We start from the raw sequence: 17,550 nt of genomic DNA, 5'->3' as shown, positions 1-17,550 counted from the left end.
AATTTGCAAAAATTTTACAATATACAAATATACTATAAATGAGTACTACAACTACGCCTTATGTGGCTTATAAAGTAAAAGACATTTCTCTAGCGGCTTGGGGAAGAAAAGAAATTGAACTAGCTGAAGCTGAAATGCCAGGTTTGATGGCACTTCGTGCTGAATACAAAGACGAACAACCATTAAAAGGTGCTCGTATTGCTGGATGTTTGCACATGACGATTCAAACTGCTGTTTTGATCGAAACTTTAATTGCTCTTGGTGCAGAAGTTACTTGGTCTTCTTGTAACATTTTCTCTACTCAGGATCAGGCTGCTGCTGCAATTGCTGCCGCTGGAATTTCTGTGTACGCTTGGAAAGGTTTAAATGAAGAAGAATTTGACTGGTGTATTGAGCAAACGTTATTCTTTGGCGAAGACAGAAAACCATTGAACATGATTCTTGATGATGGTGGAGATTTAACTAACATGGTTATTGACCGCTACCCAGAATTGGTTCCTGGAATTAAAGGTCTTTCTGAAGAAACTACAACTGGTGTTCACAGACTTTACGAAAGAGTAAAAGCTGGAACTTTACCAATGCCTGCTATCAACATTAACGACTCTGTTACTAAATCTAAATTTGATAACAAATACGGATGTAAAGAATCTGCAGTAGATGCTATTCGTCGTGCAACTGACTTAATGTTAGCTGGAAAAAGAGTAGTTGTTTGCGGATATGGTGACGTAGGAAAAGGAACTGCTGCTTCTTTTAGAGGTGCTGGTTCTATCGTAACAGTTACTGAGATCGATCCAATTTGTGCTTTACAAGCTGCAATGGACGGTTACGAAGTTAAAAAATTAGATACTGTGATTGCTAATGCTGATATCATCATTACAACTACAGGAAATAAAGATATCGTTGTTGGAAGTCATTTCGAAAAAATGAAAGACAAAACTGTTGTTTGTAACATCGGGCACTTTGACAACGAAATCGACATGGCTTGGTTAAACAAAAACCATGGTGCTTCTAAAATCGAAATCAAACCTCAGGTTGATAAATATACAATTGCTGGAAAAGATATCATCATCTTGGCTGAAGGTCGTTTAGTAAACCTTGGTTGTGCTACAGGTCACCCAAGTTTTGTAATGAGTAACTCATTTACAAATCAGACTTTAGCTCAAATCGAATTATGGAACAATAGCGCAGCTTACAAAAATGAAGTTTACATGTTACCAAAACATTTAGATGAAAAAGTTGCTGCTTTACACTTAGCTAAATTAGGCGTTGAATTAGAAACTTTACGAGAAGATCAAGCGGCTTACATTGGTGTAGAAGTTCAAGGTCCATTCAAACCAGAATACTACAGATATTAATTGATTTTAGATTGAAGATTTCTGATTTTAGATTTCTTTAATTACATATTTCAAACCCGACAGGTTTTAAAACTTGTCGGGTTTTGTTTTTAACGGTCAAAAAAGATTTCTATAAAAAATATACTTTGTAAAGAATAACTCCTTAATTTTAGTAATTAAAATAAGTTACTATTTCTCAACTACATAAACACTGTAATCTTGAAAAAAACATCTTATTTATTTGTCTTCTTATTTTTTCTAGCTCTTCCGCACTTTCTTTTCTCTCAGGAAAAAAAGCCTAAAGTCGTATTGGTCTTAAGCGGCGGCGGTGCAAAAGGAATTGCACATATTCCTCTTTTACAAAAACTAGATTCTTTACATATTGTTCCAGATCTTATTGTTGGAAACAGTATGGGAAGCATTATAGGTGGTTTATATGCAATGGGATATTCTGGTGACAGTATAGAAAAAATCACTAAAGATATTTATTGGGATAAACTCTTAGGCGGAGGCCAATCATTACGAGCCGTAAGTGCTGAAGAAAAAAGAGAATTTCAAAGGTATTTGGTTGGAATAGGTGTTAAAGACGGAAAACTTAACAGCATTGGTTCTTTGTTAAATGATCAAAACTTAAGAGAATATCTTTCCGAATTAACCTTTCCTGTTTACAATGTTAAAGACTTTGACAGTCTGCCGATTCCTTTCAGAGCTATGGCTACAGACTTAGTCGAAGGAAAAGAAGTTATTTTAAGCAAAGGAAGTTTATCTTACGCCATGCGTGCCAGCATGTCGTTACCAGCTATCTTCAAACCAATGCCTTATGGAAAAACAGTTTTGGTAGACGGTGGAGTATTAAATAATTTTCCTACTGATGTCGCCAAACAAATGGGTGCCGATATTATTATTGGAAGTGATGTCGGTGGCGGAATGGAACCTGTAGATAAGCTTAACAATCTTATGACCATATTGATGCAGACTAGTATGTTTCCGAGTAACATCAAAAATCCTGCGAATCGTGATTTATGTACAATATTGGTTGATCACTTACCTAATCTTCGTTTTTCTACTGCCGATTTTACCAATAGCAACGAAATCTATAAAGACGGTAAAATTGCCACAAATCAAAATCTTCCCGCTTTAATCGCATTATCAGAAAAGTTAAAAGGATTTCAGCAGAGAACTCATAAACTGCCCGATATGCCAAATGAGTTTGTTCTCGATACAATTGTTTACAAAAAAATAAGTCCTGAAAATATGCCTCTTGTTGTAGGAAGGGCAAACCTTAAAACACATGTAAAATATACTACCAAAGATTTAATAGCAGGCATTAACAGAGCCATGGGAACTAATCTTTTTGATGAGATTACGTATAGTTATTTCATTAAAGACGAAGACAAATTAGGCATCACCTTATTCGGTTTTGAACGTGCTAAAAACCAATTAAATACCTCAATCCACTATGACACTTACAGAGGTGTTGGAATAATTTTTAACTACACAGGAAGAAATGTCCTTGCAGATGCATCGCGTCTTCTCTTAACCGTAGATATCGCTGAACAGCCAAAAGCAAGAATTAATTATCAGAAAAATTTTGGACAGCATAGAGAATGGTGGTGGATGTCGGAAGCTTATGGGGCTTTATTACGCCAGGAAATATATATCAATGGCAAAGCATCAGACAATATACTTTACAACACTCTTGAAATCAATAATGAGATAAACAGAAATTTAAATTCTCTAAAAAGTTATGTCGGTTTTGGACTAAACTACAGTTACACAAATCTAAAACCAAAATATGACCGCGAATACAATCCCAATTCTTTAAGCATCAATAACTACAGCTTTAACAATATTGAATTCAACTTGCATTATTCTTATAATGACATGGATAAAGTTTTCTTTGCCACAGAAGGAACTTTTATAAAATCAAATTTGGCACGATCGTTTCTAACCGATCTTGATGTCTCACTTTACGACCCAGACCTTTCACGCGTTTCTGGCTCAACAAATGGCTACACCAAATTGGGCCTAACCTATGAAAAGAGATTACCCATAAAAAAGAAAATTACAGGAATTGTAGGATTCGATACTTATTTTATTTTTCAGGATAAAGTTAAAAATGAGGATCTTCCATTTTCAGGACTTGGCTATGCAGCAAAATATTTTATAGGTGGCATTATCCCAAATTCTGGCAACAACCGTTTCTCCTTTGCAGGGCTCCATGAGGACGAACTTAATGTTACACAATATATGGGACTCAAACTTGGGTCTCAAATAAACTTAACCGGAAAAATTTACCTCACCCCTCACTTCAATATCGCATCTGTCGGTTTTGACACTTTTAACGACTATATAAACCATTCCTTTAATCCAAAAGGAAATTGGGATGATAATTTAGAAACTAGTCTTGTAATATCAGGAGGAGCCGCAATTTCCTACCAGTCCATTTTAGGCCCAATTCATTTTGATACTTCTTGGATCAATAATATTGACAAAGTAAGATTATTTTTCAGCGTAGGATTATCACTTAATCCATAGTAGAATTAATCCTAAAAGTTTAAGTTTGAAATCCAAAACACCTGGAAAAATAAAAGAAGACAAAAAAATATGATTGAAAAAGTTTTATGTGAAACACATGGCACAAAAGAAATGACTTTTGGCTGTATCCACATTGCAATGGCAACTGACTCTAAAGAAAAAGTAGGTTTTTACTATTCAGAAGCCGAAGAAGATCTTCCTCAAATTGCTTGGTGTGGAGCATGCGAACAATGGCTTCTTGATAATGGCGAAGAATGGACTGATGTTTTTCAAGCCAAAGCCGATTTCCAAATGTTATGTATTGATTGTTTTGATGAGATAAAAAATAATGAAATAGAAATTCATATTCGATAATTAAATTCCTTTTCGTTTTAAACAAAGCTTAACTTTGTAAAAAACGACAATCATGAAGAATTTTTTATTTTTATTTATCGCTATACTATTCGAAATCATTGCTACCTCAGCATTAAAAAAGTCCGAAGAATTCACCAAACTTATCCCAAGTATCATTACCATTATTGGATATTGTGGCGCATTTTATTGTTTGAGTTTTGCCATCAGAACCATTTCTGTCGGTTTTGCCTATGCCATTTGGTCTGGAGTCGGAATCGTTTTAATCACTATAATTGGCGCTGTTTTCTTCAAAGAAATCCCTGATTTACCCGCAATCATTGGGTTAGCTTTAATTATAATTGGAGTTGTTGTGATTAATGTTTTTTCTAAAACTGTGGCGCATTAAGATTATGATTTTCAAACAAGCAACCATATTAGATTTAAACGAAATGCAGCAATTGTATGTCGAAACGATACAAACCGTTTGCAAAAATGATTATGATTCTGCTCAAATTAAAGCTTGGATTTCTGGCGTAAAAAACACAGAACGCTGGATTGAAGTAATCGAAAAACAATTCGTTTTATTAGCTATTATCGAAAACAAAATTGTAGGTTTCGGGACATTAAAAGATGGAAACTACATTGATTTCTTCTACATTCATAAAGATTTTCAGCGACAAGGAATTGCAGACAAAATTCTAAACGAATTAGAAAATGAAGCTAGAAAACATCATTCAGAAATAATAACTTCAGATATCAGCATAACAGCAAAACCATTTTTTGAAAAGAAAGGATTTGCTGTAAAAGCCAAACAAAAAAATATTCGTTTAGGCGTTGAATTAATTAACTTTAAGATGGAAAAAAAATTATAATATAATCTCGCAAAGACGCAGAGCCGCAGAGTTTTTTAAGTTTATAATCTTTGTAGACTTACTTTGAGATCCTTCGACTTCGCTCAGGAAGACAAAATTGAGAAAGACCTTTGCGACTTTGCGTCTTTGCGAGATTAAAAACATCGCGAACTTTGCGTATCCCGATAGTTATCGGGATTGCGCTCTTTGCGGTTAGAAAAAACTCCGCAAGTTTCGGATTTCATACCTGCCAAAACCAATTGATCTTTGTATTATAAAATGGAAAGAAAATGAACACACAAGAAACCATCAATTATAATCGCATTGCTGAAGCTATCGATTATATCAAAGCTAATTTTAAGGATCAGCCTAATCTAGATGAGGTTGCAGAGAAAGTGCATTTGAGTCCGTTTCACTTTCAAAGACTTTTTAGTGAATGGGCAGGAACAAGTCCGAAGAAATTTTTACAATATACAAGCATCGAACACGCTAAAAAATTACTCAAAGAAAATCATGCAACCGTTTCTGAAACGGCTTATGAAACTGGACTTTCTGGCACCAGCCGCCTTCATGATTTATTTGTAAATATCGAAGGAATGACTCCCGCAGAATATAAAAACGGCGGAAAAAATCTAGCTATCAATTATAGTTATGCAGAAAGTCCGTTTGGGAATATCATCGTCGCATCGACTTCAAAAGGCGTTTGTTATATGGCTTTTGCCGAAGATGAAATCGCTGGACTTATTGCCTTAAAAGATAAATTTCCGAATGCATCTTTTACCCAGAAACTAGATTTAGCACAGCAAAATGCCTTATTCATTTTCCAAAATGATTGGAGTAAATTATCAGAAATAAAACTGCATCTAAAAGGAACAGATTTTCAGCTGAAAGTATGGGAAGCTTTGCTTAAAATTCCAATGGGACAGCTTTCTACTTATGGTTCGATTGCACACCAAATTCAAAAACCAAATGCGTCGAGAGCGGTTGGAACAGCCATTGGAAGTAATCCTGTTGCGTTTTTAATCCCGTGCCATCGCGTGATCCAGTCTTCTGGAACCTTTGGAGGTTACATGTGGGGAAAGACTCGAAAAACTGCCATAATTGGCTGGGAAGGCGCGCAAATAAATCCTTAATTTTTTTTCGCCATGAATTCACGAATTTTCTTTTAAATCTTTGCGATTATTTATTCGAATTAATCCAAATAATATTGAATAAAGCATTTAAAAGAAAATTCGTGAATTCGTGACAAAAAATCCCAAATCTCAAAACCGCAAGTTTCGGATTTTTTACCCTTTCCGATTTTAGAAACTTTGCATTCTAAAATCATACGAAATGGAAAAGCTAAAAAACAAAACCGCTTTTATTACAGGTGGGACCAACGGAATGGGGTTTGCAACGGCTCAGGAATTTATTAAAAATGGAGCAAAAGTAATTATAACCGGACGCAGTGAAAAAACAGTACATAAAGCTGTTGAAGAATTAGGAAAAAATGCCTTTGGAATTGTATCAAACGCGGGAAGGCTATCTGACATTTTCGAACTTCAAAATCAGATAAAAAAGCATACCAATAAAATAGATGTTTTGTTTGTAAATGCAGGATATGGAAAATTCAATTCTATTGAAAATATAACAATCGAAGAATTTGATGAAGTTTTTGATATGCTCGTTAAAGGAACTTTTTTTACCGTACAGCAGATTTTGCCATTAATGCCAGAAGGAAGTTCAATTATTTTAAATACTACTTTTTTAACAGATATCGGCCAATCCAATATGTCAATTTATACAGCTGCAAAAGCTGCGGTTCAGTCTTTTATCAAAACTTTTGCTGCTGAATGCACTTCAAAAAAAATACGCGTAAACGGAATAAGTCCAGGTTACATTGCCACAAATATTTTCAATAATACGGGCATGAGCCAGGAAAATATCCAAAATACAATTGATGCCGTTACACCTTCTCTACCGTTTCAACGTTTTGGAGAACCATCTGAAATTGCCAAAACAGCACTTTTTCTAGCTTCGGATGACGCTTCTTACATTCACGGAATCGAGCTAAGAGTTGATGGCGGTTTATCAAAAACAAAACCATGAAAACAAATATAGAATCTTTAGATTGGGAAAATATAACGGAATTAATGCACCAAAATGGATTTGCTGTTCTTCAAAATATTCTAAGCGATGAAGAATGTGAATCTTTAAAAGCTAATTATCCGAATCCCGATTTATATAGAAAAACGGTTGTAATGGAACGTTATAGGTTTGGTTTAGGCGAATACAAATATTTTGATTATCCGCTTCCAGATTTAATTCAGAACATTCGAACTTTAATTTATCCCAAATTGGCACCAATCGCAAATGCATGGATGAAAGCTTTAAATATAGACACGACATTTCCAGCAAAACATGATGATTTGCTAAAACAATGTCATGCCAATAATCAGCTGAAAGCTACAGTTTTAATTCTGAAATATGGCAAAAGCGGTTTTAATACACTTCATCAGGATTTATATGGAGATGTTTATTTTCCTATTCAAATTGTGCTTTTTCTAAATGAACCTGATGAAGATTTTACCGGTGGTGAATTTGTTTTGACACAACAAACGCCAAGAGCACAATCTAAAGCGATTGTTTTAAAACCAAAAAAAGGAGATATTTTGGTTTTTACAACCAATTTCAGACCTGTAAAAGGCACGAAAGGTTATTATCGCGTGAATATGAAACATGGTGTAAGCGAAGTCCATTCGGGTGAAAGATATACATTGGGAATTATTTTTCATGATGCCCTTTCGTGAATTTTTTTTCTGCCACGAATTCACAAATTTTATTTTAAATACTTTATTTAATATTACCGAATTAATTCGAATAAACAATTGCAAAGATTTAAAAAGAAAATTCGTGAATTCGTGGCGGAAAACAACAAACGTTAGACGCACTGCGGTGCGTCTCTACAATACAAAACGTAAATTTTATGATTAATCATCAAAAAATAACCGACTCTGAATTGTTTCGTAAAATTAAAAATCGCGAAATTTGTTTCGGTGGCAACCAAAAATTAAAAATCTACGGAGCGCTGAAATGTTCTTCGGGAAAAAGAATGAAAAGGGAAAATCGTGTCTTCTTTTCTTCTGAAAAAGATGCCAAACAAAATGGTTTCAGGCCTTGTGGTCATTGTATGAAATCAGACTATCAAAAATGGAAAAATGGACTTATTTAATCCGCAAATAGACGAAACAACTAATCTGCTTCCAAAAGATGGAACGGTGAATTATTATGGAAAATCATTCTCTAGAACAGAAGCTGATTTCTACCGTGATATTTTATTAAATACAATTGAATGGAAAAATGATGAAGCCGTCATCTTTGGGAAATTAATTTTGACCAAAAGGAAAGTTGCGTGGTACGGCGATCAGGAATTTGAATATACGTATTCGAATACTACCAAAAAAGCTTTGCCTTGGACTCCAGAACTTTTAGAATTAAAAAAAATAATTGAAGAAAAAACAGGAGAAACTTTCAATTCCTGCCTTCTGAATTTATATCATTCTGGAGAAGAAGGAATGGCTTGGCACAGCGATGCCGAAAAAGATTTAAAGAAAAATGGCGCAATTGGATCGGTAAGTTTTGGTGCCGAACGCAAATTTGCTTTCAAACATAAAGAATCTAAAGAAACCGTTTCTCTGATTTTAGAACATGGAAGCTTGCTGGTTATGAAAGATGAAACACAAACACATTGGCTTCACAGGCTTCCTCCAACAAAAAGTACTCAGAAACCAAGAGTTAATTTGACTTTTAGAACAATTGTGAGATAGAAGTTTACTTCTTTTGCGAAGCCACAGTTTCGTAAGATCGGATCAAGGCATCTTCAAACATTTCGGGTCTTACTCTTGAAAGTTCGACAATTGTCCAGCCTTGTTTTCCCCATTTGTTTGGAATTGGATAAAAAATCTTTTCGCTCGACGCACAAAAAACCGATTGATCGATTTCGTTTAATTTTAAAACGGCATGATTATTTTTTCCGTCAAAAGTGGCAAAAATCTTCTTTTTAACCCGAAAGGAAGTTTTCTCAAAATGAGGTTCTTCAGTTGCATTAGGAAATGATAACGCTAATTTTCTAAAGTTTTCAATTGTAATCATATCGGCTTTTTTATCAGACCTAACAGGTTTAAAAACCTGTTAGGTCTACGTTATGTTAAACTTACCACCCCTGATTTAATCCATTCTTCAAGACTTCTTCATATTTATCTTTATCAAAAGAATACAAATTTGGGGCTTTGTGCGCTACATTGCTTTTTTTTTCGTCAAGTTTTGTCAGGATTCCGATATTAGTAATTTTGCGCAAAAAATTTCGGCGATCCAGTTTTTTGTCCAAAATCGTTTCATATAATTTCTGCAATTCTGGAATAGTAAATTTCTCTGGCAATAAGTTGTAACCAATTGGCATTAAATTCAATTCTATTCTTAAAGTATCCAGAGCTTTATCCAAAATTTCACGATGATCTAGAATAAGTTCTGGAACTTCTTTGTGATCTATCCATTCAACAACTTCAAATCTGCCTGCCGGATTTGGATGAATTTTAGAAAAATCTACCAAAGCATAATAGCCAATAGTCACAAAACGGCGGGTAAGCCACTTCGCTTTTTCTTCTTCAATTTGAAGGTATTCCAGCGTTTGCTTATCAAAATGCTGATTATTACGATTTACTTTTCCAAAAGTTGCAAATTGCCTTAAAAACACTCCGTCAACACCAGTTCTGCTATTCAGCACTGTAATTGCCGCAGCATCTATGTCCTGATCAACAGGAATAAATCCGCCAGGCAAAGACCATTTATTGGCTCGTTCTACTTTAATCAATAAAACTTTTAACTGATTATCGTGAAAACCAAAAATAACACAGTCTATAGAAAGTCCAGGCTGATAGTTTTCGTTGTTATCTAAAATGTCTTTTAACATCAAAATATTATAAATTTTCTTTTAATAACTCTGCAATTTACTTCAATTTTAGAAAACTAAAGTGATTTTCAATCAAATCAGAAGTGTCGAAATTACAATTTTAACGAAAATTTAAATTCAAATTTAAAAAAAATAAGTACATTGCGTCAGAATAACACATTAATGATTTCGATTGTTAAAATTGAAAACAAAAAACAACAAAAAATAATACCAACTACCATTTATCTTCAAAGTGAGTGTAGAAATTAAATGTAGAAAGTTATGAATGCCAATCCTTTAAAAAATTTTAATCAAAAGATTAGAAGTAAAATTCTAAATTCTTTTGGATTTGTTTCTAAAACCTATCTCTTAGAAGCTTCATTGAAATACAGTGAAGAACAGGAAAGAATTTTCAATGAGATGATTATTGAAACTGATGCGAAAAACAAAAAAGAAAAGCAAGAAGCATTCGATAAAGCTTTGTATGCTTCTTATAAAGGAATTGGCGCTATGGATTTTGTAAATACTGTTATAAAATAACCCTGTCCTGTTTATAATTTATAATGCAGCCTCACTTTTAGTGAGGCTTTTTTTTATTATAAATTTCACATCATTATGAAAGAAAATCATTATTTATTAATTATTTTAGCCTTTTTTAAAAAGTAAGAATATACCCCTATAGAAAAAGTACATGGAAAACATCATTGAATCAGAAAGCTACAAAATTCAAAAACCAGAAAGCTGGGCGCCTACAATTAACGACGATCAACTTATTGAATATATAAAAGAATCGGATTTCTCTAATAAACAAGTTGACGAAGGGCGTGATTTCTGCTATTTCTTAGATAAAGTTTATTATACAAGTGATACTGAAAACAGCGAATATGCCTGCGTTGCCTATACACTTAACGAACCATCAAACCTAGAAAGCGCTTCGGTAAGAGATGTTGTTGTCGAAGAAAATGAGACATATGTTATACACCGAATCAGCGTTTTGAGAGATGGCATTTTGATTGATAAAATTGCCGATACCAAAATTAAAGTTTTAGACAGCGAAAATCAAAGTGAAGGCGGTATTTTAAGCAGCAACAAAAAAGTAAATATTACCATTAAGGATTTACGTTTATATGATGTTTTAATTACTGAAGATTCTCGCACAAAGGTTTTTACAGATCGCGATTTTATGCGAAAAGAGTTTCTTAAATATGTATACGTTACACCAAGTTCGTATTGGGCTTATGGAAAATATAAATTTTCATTTATCAATGATAGAAAAGAAACAATCGCTTACAAAAAAACATTTTTCAGAAATGAAGAGGGAAATGTCATAGAACCAGAAATCAATTACCTGAAAAAAGGAGAGCGATTTGTAATCGAAAAAGAAAATTACATTAATTCGTTTGATGTTAATAGAGAAATTGCGCCTTTTATTGATTTTGCCACAGATCGAAATTGGATTGATTTATCTAATTATATTTCTCCACTTTATGAAGAAATCTATAGTAAAGCTTCTCTAAAAGAATTTGCTCCAAATCTTGTTGAAAAACTAGATGCCATTGCAGATCAAGACGAAAAGTTACAGTTTGCTATTGACTATGTTCAGAGCCATGTTTATTATATTTTTAATGCTGATGAAATGAACGGCCACAAACCGCAGGAACCATCAGTAACTTATGAGAATAAGCAGGGGGATTGTAAGGCAAAATCGGTTTTATTGAAAGTCGTTTTAGATTATATCAATGTTGATTCTTCTGTAGTATTGGTAAACTTCAACTCAGATCATTACATCAAATATTATCTTCCTTCTCTATTGACTTTTAATCACGTTATTGTAAAAATCAATTACAAAGGCGAAACTTATTTTGTTGATGCGACTTCGAGAGATGAATTTGGATTAATTGAAAACCGTGGCTACATCTATTTTATGCATTATTTGGAAGTGAAACCAAATCAGGAATTGGCGATTAAAGAACCTCATAAATTTTCTTATTATGGCATAAATGAGAAAGTCGATTTTAGTGCTCAAAATAATACAGGAAAGTTAAAACTGGTTACGACTTACAAAGGAAATCGTGCCAATTATATGCGTAAATATTTCAAAAACACCAACAAAAGAGAAATAATAGACAGCTGGAATAATTTCTTGTTTTATACTTTAAATTATTCTAACGATCGAAACGGAACAGATATCAGAACCATTTTTAAAGATGCAACAATTGAGATTGTAAGCGATGACAAAAAGCTAAACGAGTTTACAATTCAGTACAACACTTCGATTGAAAATCCGTATTTTGTCGATGCAGAAAAAAATCGTTTTTTAATGTATTTTGATCGAAATGTGGTTAAAAATGCAGCACGTGATTTTATGCACAATGACCTTTCGTTCTGGCATAATTTTGATAACGAGAAATACGAAATCAATTTAACGACAGATCAGAAGATAGACACCCAGGAAAAATATACTATTCAAGAAAGTACTATTGTAAATCCGTATTTTGATTATATAAGCCGTAAAAAAGTGACCAAAAACGGCGCTTCTATAAGTATTGATTATAAACCATTAATCAATCTAGAAATTCCAAGTGAGGATTTTGAAGATTTTAGAAATGCGCATCATGAAGTTGCTGACAGTAATTTCGGAATTGGAATCGACATTATTGAAGAAGGCTTGTTGAATATGCTGAAATACAGTTTTAAGAAACGTCTTAAATAATAAACGAAAAAAAGCGGGATTTTAAAATCCCGCTTTTTTTTATGCAATTCATTGTCTATAATTATTTTTCAATACATAGAAACATAGGCTATTAAAGACTTAAAAAAGGCGTTTCGCTATTTTAAATACACATATAGTTGCTATGTGTGGAAACTTGTTTCTTTGTTTTTTTTACTACACAAAAAATCTATGCTTCTATGTGTTAAACTTTGTTTTTTTATTTTACCCAATGAATTAATTTACTAATTCAAAATCAGATTTTAATTTAATATCTGCTGACGAAGCTCCGATCATTACTTCGAAATCTCCTGGCTCAGCAACCCATTCTAATTTATTATTGTAGAAAGAAAGTTTCTCTTTGTCAATTATAAATTCGATTGTTTTAGATTCACCTGCATTTAATTTCAATTTTTGGAAATCTTTCAATTCTAAAACTGGTCTCACAACAGATCCAAATTTATCTTTCAAATACAATTGAACTACTTCTTCTCCAGCAACTTTTCCAGTATTTTTCAATTGGAAAGAAACTTTAATTGTTTCGTTGCTTTTTATTTTATTTGAAGATAATTTTAGACCAGAATAATCAAACGTTGTATAGCTCAAACCGTATCCAAAAGGAAATTTTGGAGAATTTTTCAAATCGATATAAGCCGAAACATAGTTAGTTGAATTTTCATCTTTTGCAGGTCTTCCCGTACTGAAGTGATTGTAATAAATTGGCACTTGCCCTACTTCTCTTGGGAAAGTCATTGGCAATTTTCCTGATGGGTTGTAATCTCCAAATAAAACATTTGCAATTGCATTTCCAGCTTCAGTTCCTAACCACCAAGTGTACATAATTGCAGGAACATTGTCTGCTGTCCAATTGAAAACAAGAGGTCTTCCTGCATTAATTAAAACTACAACTGGTTTTCCTGTAGCCATAACTGCTTTTATCAAATCTTCTTGAACTCCTGGCAAATGAATATCGCTTCGGCTTTTTGCCTCACCGCTCATATCGTGTCTTTCACCAACACTTAAAATAACAACATCGGCTTGTTTGGCTGTTGCAACAGCTTCTGCAAAACCATCTTTATTGTCACCTGTAACCTCACAGCCTTTTGCGTACAATAATTTAGTGTTTTTGCCTACTTTATTTTGCAAACCATCCCATTGCGAAACTACCCATTTATCGTAGTTTACTTCTGGCAATTCAACAGCCCAAAATCCCATATTGGCTTTGTATTCTTTTACCATTGGTCCGATAAAAGCAATTGTTTTCGTGCTTTTTGAAATTGGTAAAGTTTGGTTTTCATTCTTTAATAAAACGATACTTTTCTCAGCCATTTCAAGAGCCGCTTTTCTATGCTCTGGATTGCTTAATGCTTTTTCTTCTCTCTTTGGATCTGAATATTTATAAGGATCATCAAATAATCCTAATTCAAATTTCTTGCGAAGAATACGTCTTACAGCGTCATCAACCAAATCTATAGAAACTCTGCCTTCTTTTAGTAATTCTGCTAAATTCTTGCGGTATGCATTACTTTCCATATCCATGTCGCTTCCTGCAGTAATAGCAGAATATGCAGCTTCTTTAAGATCTTTAGAATAACCGTGAGCAACCATTTCTCCAATTGATCCCCAGTCTGAAACTACGAATCCTTGAAAGTTCCATTTTCCTTTTAAAATATCTCTTTGCAGATGCACATTTCCTGTTGCAGGAATTCCGTTAATATCGTTGAACGAATTCATGAATGTCGCCGCTCCAGCGTCTAAAGCTGCTTTGAAAGGCGGCAAATACGTTTCCAAAAGCATTCTTTCGCTCATATCAACAGAGTTATAATCTCTTCCTCCAACACCTGCTCCATAAGCCGCAAAGTGTTTTACGCAAGCCATAACCGAGTTTAAATCTCCTAATTTATTTCCTTGAAAACCCTTTACTCTCGCATAAGCAATTTTAGAACCTAAATAAGTGTCTTCTCCTGCGCCTTCCATTACACGTCCCCAACGAGGATCGCGTGCAATATCAACCATTGGAGCAAATGTCCAATGAATTCCACTTGCTGCTGCTTCGGTCGCCGCAACACGTGCACCCAATTCAATAGCCGCTAAATCCCAGCTTGCTGCTTCAGCTAAAGGCAACGGAAAAGTGGTTTTGTATCCGTGGATAACATCCTGACCAAACAACAACGGAATTTTAAGTCTTGACTGCATCGCCAATTCTTGATATCCTCTGGTATATTTTGTTCCGATAACATTTAGCATCGAACCGATTAAACCTGCTTTTATTTCCGCTTGTTTGTTTGGATTTATGGTAATTGGTCCCGTAGCCTGATTATCGCCAGTATATTGATTCAACTGGCCGACTTTTTCTTCAATTGTCATTTTTTTCAACAGATCATTGACTTTCTGATCTATTGTCTGCTGTTGTGCCGACGCCAAAAGCGAAATCATAAACAGCGTAATTGTGGTTACTTTTTTCATAGTTTAAGTTTTTACCAAACGAAAGTAGCAACTGCACCTGCGCTTAGAGTGGTTGTGGTTTGTTTTTGGTTGTATTTAATATTAAATGTTTCTGCCGAAGCGCCATCATTTTCTACAATTAAAACGGTTTGTCCTGATGGAGTTTTGAAAGCCACATTATGTAAGTTTCCTGCAATATTACTTCCAATTCTTACCGAACCTTCTGGAACAAATTTAGAAGCATGTCCAATAATATAATATCCTACTTCTCTTTTGATGTTCTGATTTTGGTCAATCATCAAAGCTCCTTTACAAGTTGAACATCCTCCTGGCGTAAAAGGTTTGTAGAACTCATCATTTGCCAATCCCCATGAAAGTGCATTTTTACTCCAGTTTCTCATAGAACCAATTACTACATTTTTCACGCTCCATTTCAAATCCGTTTCAAAATTAGTTCCTGAACCAGTATATTGTTCGGTAAAATACAAATCTTTATTCGGAAATTCGTTATGAACAGTCGTTAAAGCGCTAATGTCTCCTTCGTATAAGTGAAAAGCTGATCCTGTTACATATGGATTTGCTTTTGGATCTCTTAAAATCGTCAAAGGATATTCTGGTTTGTTGCAGTTATGGTCATAAACAATAATTTTGGTTTTGATTCCTGCTTTCGCGAAAGCGGGACCTAAATGATTTCCAATAAAATCTGCCTGCTGTTCTGCCAACATTAACATACTTGGATTGTTTCCTGGATGCAACGGCTCATTTTGAGGTGTAATGGCATCAATAACAATTCCGTGCGATTTCATTGCCTGAATGTATTTTACAAAATACTGCGCATAAACTCCGTAGTATTTTGGCTGTAAGCTTCCGCCTTTAGAACTTCCATTGTCTTTCATCCAAACTGGAGGTGACCACGGAGATCCCATTATTTTAATCTTCGGATTTATAGCTAAAATTTCTTTTAAAACCGGAATTACATCGTCTAAATCTGGACCAAGATTAAAGTGCTCCAAATTCATATCGGTTTGTCCTTCTGGCATATCATCATACGAAAAAACTTTTTCATTCAAATCTGATGCTCCAATACTTATTCTTAAATAACTTAGACCAATTGCATTGTCTTTTCTTGAAAATAATTCCTGAAGTAACGCTTCTCTTTTTGCCTTATCTAATTTTTTGATAGCCTGAGCGCTTCCTCCTGTTAACGAGAATCCGAAACCCTCGATGGTTTGAAATTTCTCAGCTGGATTTACTTCAATAGTCTGATTTGAATTTGTTTCTGAGCTAAAAGCCAAATCAGTTTGTTTTTTAAGTTTTGAAGTTTCATCTGTAGTAGTAATCCAAGATTCTACTTTTCCAGAATTGGCAGTAACACTTTTTGAAGATCCACAGTTTAACTGCATCGCAATTAATGGCAGCAAAACTAGGATTTGAAGTTTTTTGTTGATGTTTTTCATTTTTAATCTATTTCTATTAAGACAGGCAAATGATCCGACGGATATTTTAAATCTTTAGAATCACTTAACACTGCGTGTTTTTGAACTTTTAAACCACTATTTTTTGAAATAAAAATGTAGTCTAATAATAAGGTTACGGGTTGGTTGTGTTTGAAATCATTGAAAGTTCCAGAAGGTCCAAAAGGTTTTTCTTTTGAAATATCTTTAGTATCATCCATCACTTTTTTAATTTCGCCAATTTGCGTTGTGTTTGGTTCAGAATTGAAATCCCCCATTAAAAAAGTGGGATAATTTTTAGTGTTCAATTCTTTTATTTTAGAAAGAACAAGCTGTACGCCTTTTACCCTTGCTTCTTCACCCATATGATCCAAATGCAAATTGAAAACCCAAAATATTTTTTTAGTTTTTAGATCTTTAAAAAGTCCGTAAGTACAAACTCTATTGCAAGCTGCATCCCAACCTCTAGAAACTACATTTGGAGTTTCAGACAGCCAGAAAGTGTTAGATTGTTCGACTTTAAAACGATCTTTTTTATAGTAAATCGTACAAGCTTCTCCCAATCCGCCTTCTTCTCTTCCTAATCCAAATCTGTTATAATTTGGCAGAGCCGATGCAATATCTAAAACTTGATTTGGCGTTGCTTCCTGAACTCCAAAAATTTCTGGACTGTAAAAACCGATCTGAGCTGTGAAATAATCCTTTCGTTTTGGCCACGCATTTTCTCCATCTGAAGCAACATCCAAACGGATATTATAAGTCATAATTTTTAAATTCTGACCATAAAATGAGTTCACGGCTAAAAGCAGCATCACTGCAAAAACAAGTTTGTTTATCTTTTTCATGTTAAAAAATTTTAATCTTGTAAAGCTAGTGTTTACGAGGCTTTAAAGAAAAAAATCTATTTAAAAGTTATGTTAATTAATCCGCTGGGAATAATTCTTTTAAACACATAGAA

General features: G+C 34.0%; 17 protein-coding genes. 12 read left to right on the top strand and 5 right to left on the bottom strand.

The annotated features are described in order from the left end of the window. Window positions 1-38 precede the first annotated feature (38 nt). From ahcY to GR162_RS02775, 10 genes are all read left to right on the top strand, one after another. Complete coding sequence (ahcY, locus tag GR162_RS02820; RefSeq protein ID WP_008466725.1) at window positions 39-1,355, top strand: adenosylhomocysteinase; 1,317 nt, start codon at window positions 39-41, stop codon at window positions 1,353-1,355. A gap of 198 nt (window positions 1,356-1,553) precedes the next feature. Beyond that, window positions 1,554-3,872, top strand: coding sequence for a patatin-like phospholipase family protein (locus GR162_RS02815; RefSeq protein WP_160780910.1), 2,319 nt, complete (start codon window positions 1,554-1,556; stop codon window positions 3,870-3,872). 69 nt (window positions 3,873-3,941) lie between these two features. Beyond that, entirely contained in the window at window positions 3,942-4,226 is a 285-nt protein-coding gene (locus GR162_RS02810; protein ID WP_160780909.1) for a hypothetical protein, read from the top strand. 52 nt (window positions 4,227-4,278) lie between these two features. Next, window positions 4,279-4,611, top strand: coding sequence for a multidrug efflux SMR transporter (locus GR162_RS02805; protein WP_160780908.1), 333 nt, complete (start codon window positions 4,279-4,281; stop codon window positions 4,609-4,611). A gap of 4 nt (window positions 4,612-4,615) precedes the next feature. Next, complete coding sequence (locus tag GR162_RS02800) at window positions 4,616-5,077, top strand: GNAT family N-acetyltransferase (RefSeq protein ID WP_160780907.1); 462 nt, start codon at window positions 4,616-4,618, stop codon at window positions 5,075-5,077. A 269-nt stretch (window positions 5,078-5,346) separates the two neighbouring features. Further along, window positions 5,347-6,189 carry a methylated-DNA--[protein]-cysteine S-methyltransferase gene (locus GR162_RS02795; protein ID WP_160780906.1) on the top strand — a complete coding sequence of 281 codons (843 nt, stop codon included), beginning with the start codon at window positions 5,347-5,349 and terminating at the stop codon, window positions 6,187-6,189. A gap of 199 nt (window positions 6,190-6,388) precedes the next feature. Then, complete coding sequence (locus GR162_RS02790) at window positions 6,389-7,144, top strand: SDR family oxidoreductase (RefSeq protein WP_160780905.1); 756 nt, start codon at window positions 6,389-6,391, stop codon at window positions 7,142-7,144. Further along, window positions 7,141-7,845 carry a 2OG-Fe(II) oxygenase gene (locus GR162_RS02785; RefSeq protein WP_160780904.1) on the top strand — a complete coding sequence of 235 codons (705 nt, stop codon included), beginning with the start codon at window positions 7,141-7,143 and terminating at the stop codon, window positions 7,843-7,845. Before GR162_RS02790 ends, GR162_RS02785 begins: the two co-directional genes overlap by 4 nt. Before the next feature lie 176 nt (window positions 7,846-8,021). Then, complete coding sequence (locus GR162_RS02780) at window positions 8,022-8,267, top strand: Ada metal-binding domain-containing protein (RefSeq protein WP_160780903.1); 246 nt, start codon at window positions 8,022-8,024, stop codon at window positions 8,265-8,267. Continuing rightward, window positions 8,254-8,862, top strand: coding sequence for an alpha-ketoglutarate-dependent dioxygenase AlkB (locus GR162_RS02775; protein WP_160780902.1), 609 nt, complete (start codon window positions 8,254-8,256; stop codon window positions 8,860-8,862). Before GR162_RS02780 ends, GR162_RS02775 begins: the two co-directional genes overlap by 14 nt. 4 nt (window positions 8,863-8,866) lie before the next feature. Here GR162_RS02775 and GR162_RS02770 read toward each other — a convergent pair whose 3' ends face one another. Together GR162_RS02770 and GR162_RS02765 are read right to left on the bottom strand one after the other, a co-directional pair. Then, window positions 8,867-9,187, bottom strand: coding sequence for an MmcQ/YjbR family DNA-binding protein (locus GR162_RS02770; protein ID WP_160780901.1), 321 nt, complete (start codon window positions 9,185-9,187; stop codon window positions 8,867-8,869). 61 nt (window positions 9,188-9,248) lie between these two features. After that, a complete protein-coding gene (locus GR162_RS02765; RefSeq protein ID WP_160780900.1) occupies window positions 9,249-10,004 on the bottom strand; it encodes an NUDIX hydrolase in 756 nt (251 codons plus the stop codon). A 261-nt stretch (window positions 10,005-10,265) separates the two neighbouring features. On the opposite strand from GR162_RS02765, the gene GR162_RS02760 reads away from it, so the two are divergent. Beyond that, window positions 10,266-10,523, top strand: coding sequence for a hypothetical protein (locus tag GR162_RS02760; protein WP_008466716.1), 258 nt, complete (start codon window positions 10,266-10,268; stop codon window positions 10,521-10,523). Between the two features lie 151 nt (window positions 10,524-10,674). Then, window positions 10,675-12,696 (top strand): hypothetical protein, encoded by a 2,022-nt coding sequence (locus GR162_RS02755; RefSeq protein ID WP_160780899.1) that lies wholly within the window; start codon window positions 10,675-10,677, stop codon window positions 12,694-12,696. A 234-nt stretch (window positions 12,697-12,930) separates the two neighbouring features. Here the strand turns inward: GR162_RS02755 and GR162_RS02750 are convergent, their stop codons facing one another. Genes GR162_RS02750 through GR162_RS02740 form a run of 3 tightly spaced genes read right to left on the bottom strand, consistent with a single transcriptional unit; the run spans window position 12,931 to window position 17,437 of the window. Continuing rightward, complete coding sequence (locus GR162_RS02750; protein WP_160780898.1) at window positions 12,931-15,159, bottom strand: glycoside hydrolase family 3 N-terminal domain-containing protein; 2,229 nt, start codon at window positions 15,157-15,159, stop codon at window positions 12,931-12,933. A gap of 11 nt (window positions 15,160-15,170) precedes the next feature. Beyond that, window positions 15,171-16,595, bottom strand: a complete 1,425-nt coding sequence (locus GR162_RS02745) for a glycoside hydrolase family 30 beta sandwich domain-containing protein (RefSeq protein ID WP_160780897.1) — start codon at window positions 16,593-16,595, stop codon at window positions 15,171-15,173. A 2-nt stretch (window positions 16,596-16,597) separates the two neighbouring features. Continuing rightward, on the bottom strand, window positions 16,598-17,437 hold the full coding sequence (locus GR162_RS02740) for an endonuclease/exonuclease/phosphatase family protein (RefSeq protein ID WP_160780896.1): 840 nt from the start codon (window positions 17,435-17,437) through the stop codon (window positions 16,598-16,600). Between the last annotated feature and the right edge of the window lie 113 nt (window positions 17,438-17,550).

Source organism: Flavobacterium sp. HBTb2-11-1 (assembly GCF_009826975.1).
Classification (GTDB): Bacteria; Bacteroidota; Bacteroidia; order Flavobacteriales; family Flavobacteriaceae; genus Flavobacterium.
The sequence above is the reverse complement of the archived record's forward strand: the minus strand, read 5'-3'. Positions and strand labels throughout refer to the sequence as shown.

Coding starts and splice junctions, on each gene's coding strand:
- GR162_RS02760 (WP_008466716.1), top strand. CDS start 10,266: ATGAATGCCAATCCTTTAAAAAATTTTAATCAAAAGATTAGAAGTAAA.
- GR162_RS02755 (WP_160780899.1), top strand. CDS start 10,675: ATGGAAAACATCATTGAATCAGAAAGCTACAAAATTCAAAAACCAGAA.
- ahcY (WP_008466725.1), top strand. CDS start 39: ATGAGTACTACAACTACGCCTTATGTGGCTTATAAAGTAAAAGACATT.
- GR162_RS02775 (WP_160780902.1), top strand. CDS start 8,254: ATGGACTTATTTAATCCGCAAATAGACGAAACAACTAATCTGCTTCCA.
- GR162_RS02780 (WP_160780903.1), top strand. CDS start 8,022: ATGATTAATCATCAAAAAATAACCGACTCTGAATTGTTTCGTAAAATT.
- GR162_RS02770 (WP_160780901.1), bottom strand. CDS start 9,187: ATGATTACAATTGAAAACTTTAGAAAATTAGCGTTATCATTTCCTAAT.
- GR162_RS02745 (WP_160780897.1), bottom strand. CDS start 16,595: ATGAAAAACATCAACAAAAAACTTCAAATCCTAGTTTTGCTGCCATTA.
- GR162_RS02795 (WP_160780906.1), top strand. CDS start 5,347: ATGAACACACAAGAAACCATCAATTATAATCGCATTGCTGAAGCTATC.
- GR162_RS02790 (WP_160780905.1), top strand. CDS start 6,389: ATGGAAAAGCTAAAAAACAAAACCGCTTTTATTACAGGTGGGACCAAC.
- GR162_RS02750 (WP_160780898.1), bottom strand. CDS start 15,159: ATGAAAAAAGTAACCACAATTACGCTGTTTATGATTTCGCTTTTGGCG.
- GR162_RS02740 (WP_160780896.1), bottom strand. CDS start 17,437: ATGAAAAAGATAAACAAACTTGTTTTTGCAGTGATGCTGCTTTTAGCC.
- GR162_RS02765 (WP_160780900.1), bottom strand. CDS start 10,004: ATGTTAAAAGACATTTTAGATAACAACGAAAACTATCAGCCTGGACTT.
- GR162_RS02810 (WP_160780909.1), top strand. CDS start 3,942: ATGATTGAAAAAGTTTTATGTGAAACACATGGCACAAAAGAAATGACT.
- GR162_RS02805 (WP_160780908.1), top strand. CDS start 4,279: ATGAAGAATTTTTTATTTTTATTTATCGCTATACTATTCGAAATCATT.
- GR162_RS02785 (WP_160780904.1), top strand. CDS start 7,141: ATGAAAACAAATATAGAATCTTTAGATTGGGAAAATATAACGGAATTA.
- GR162_RS02800 (WP_160780907.1), top strand. CDS start 4,616: ATGATTTTCAAACAAGCAACCATATTAGATTTAAACGAAATGCAGCAA.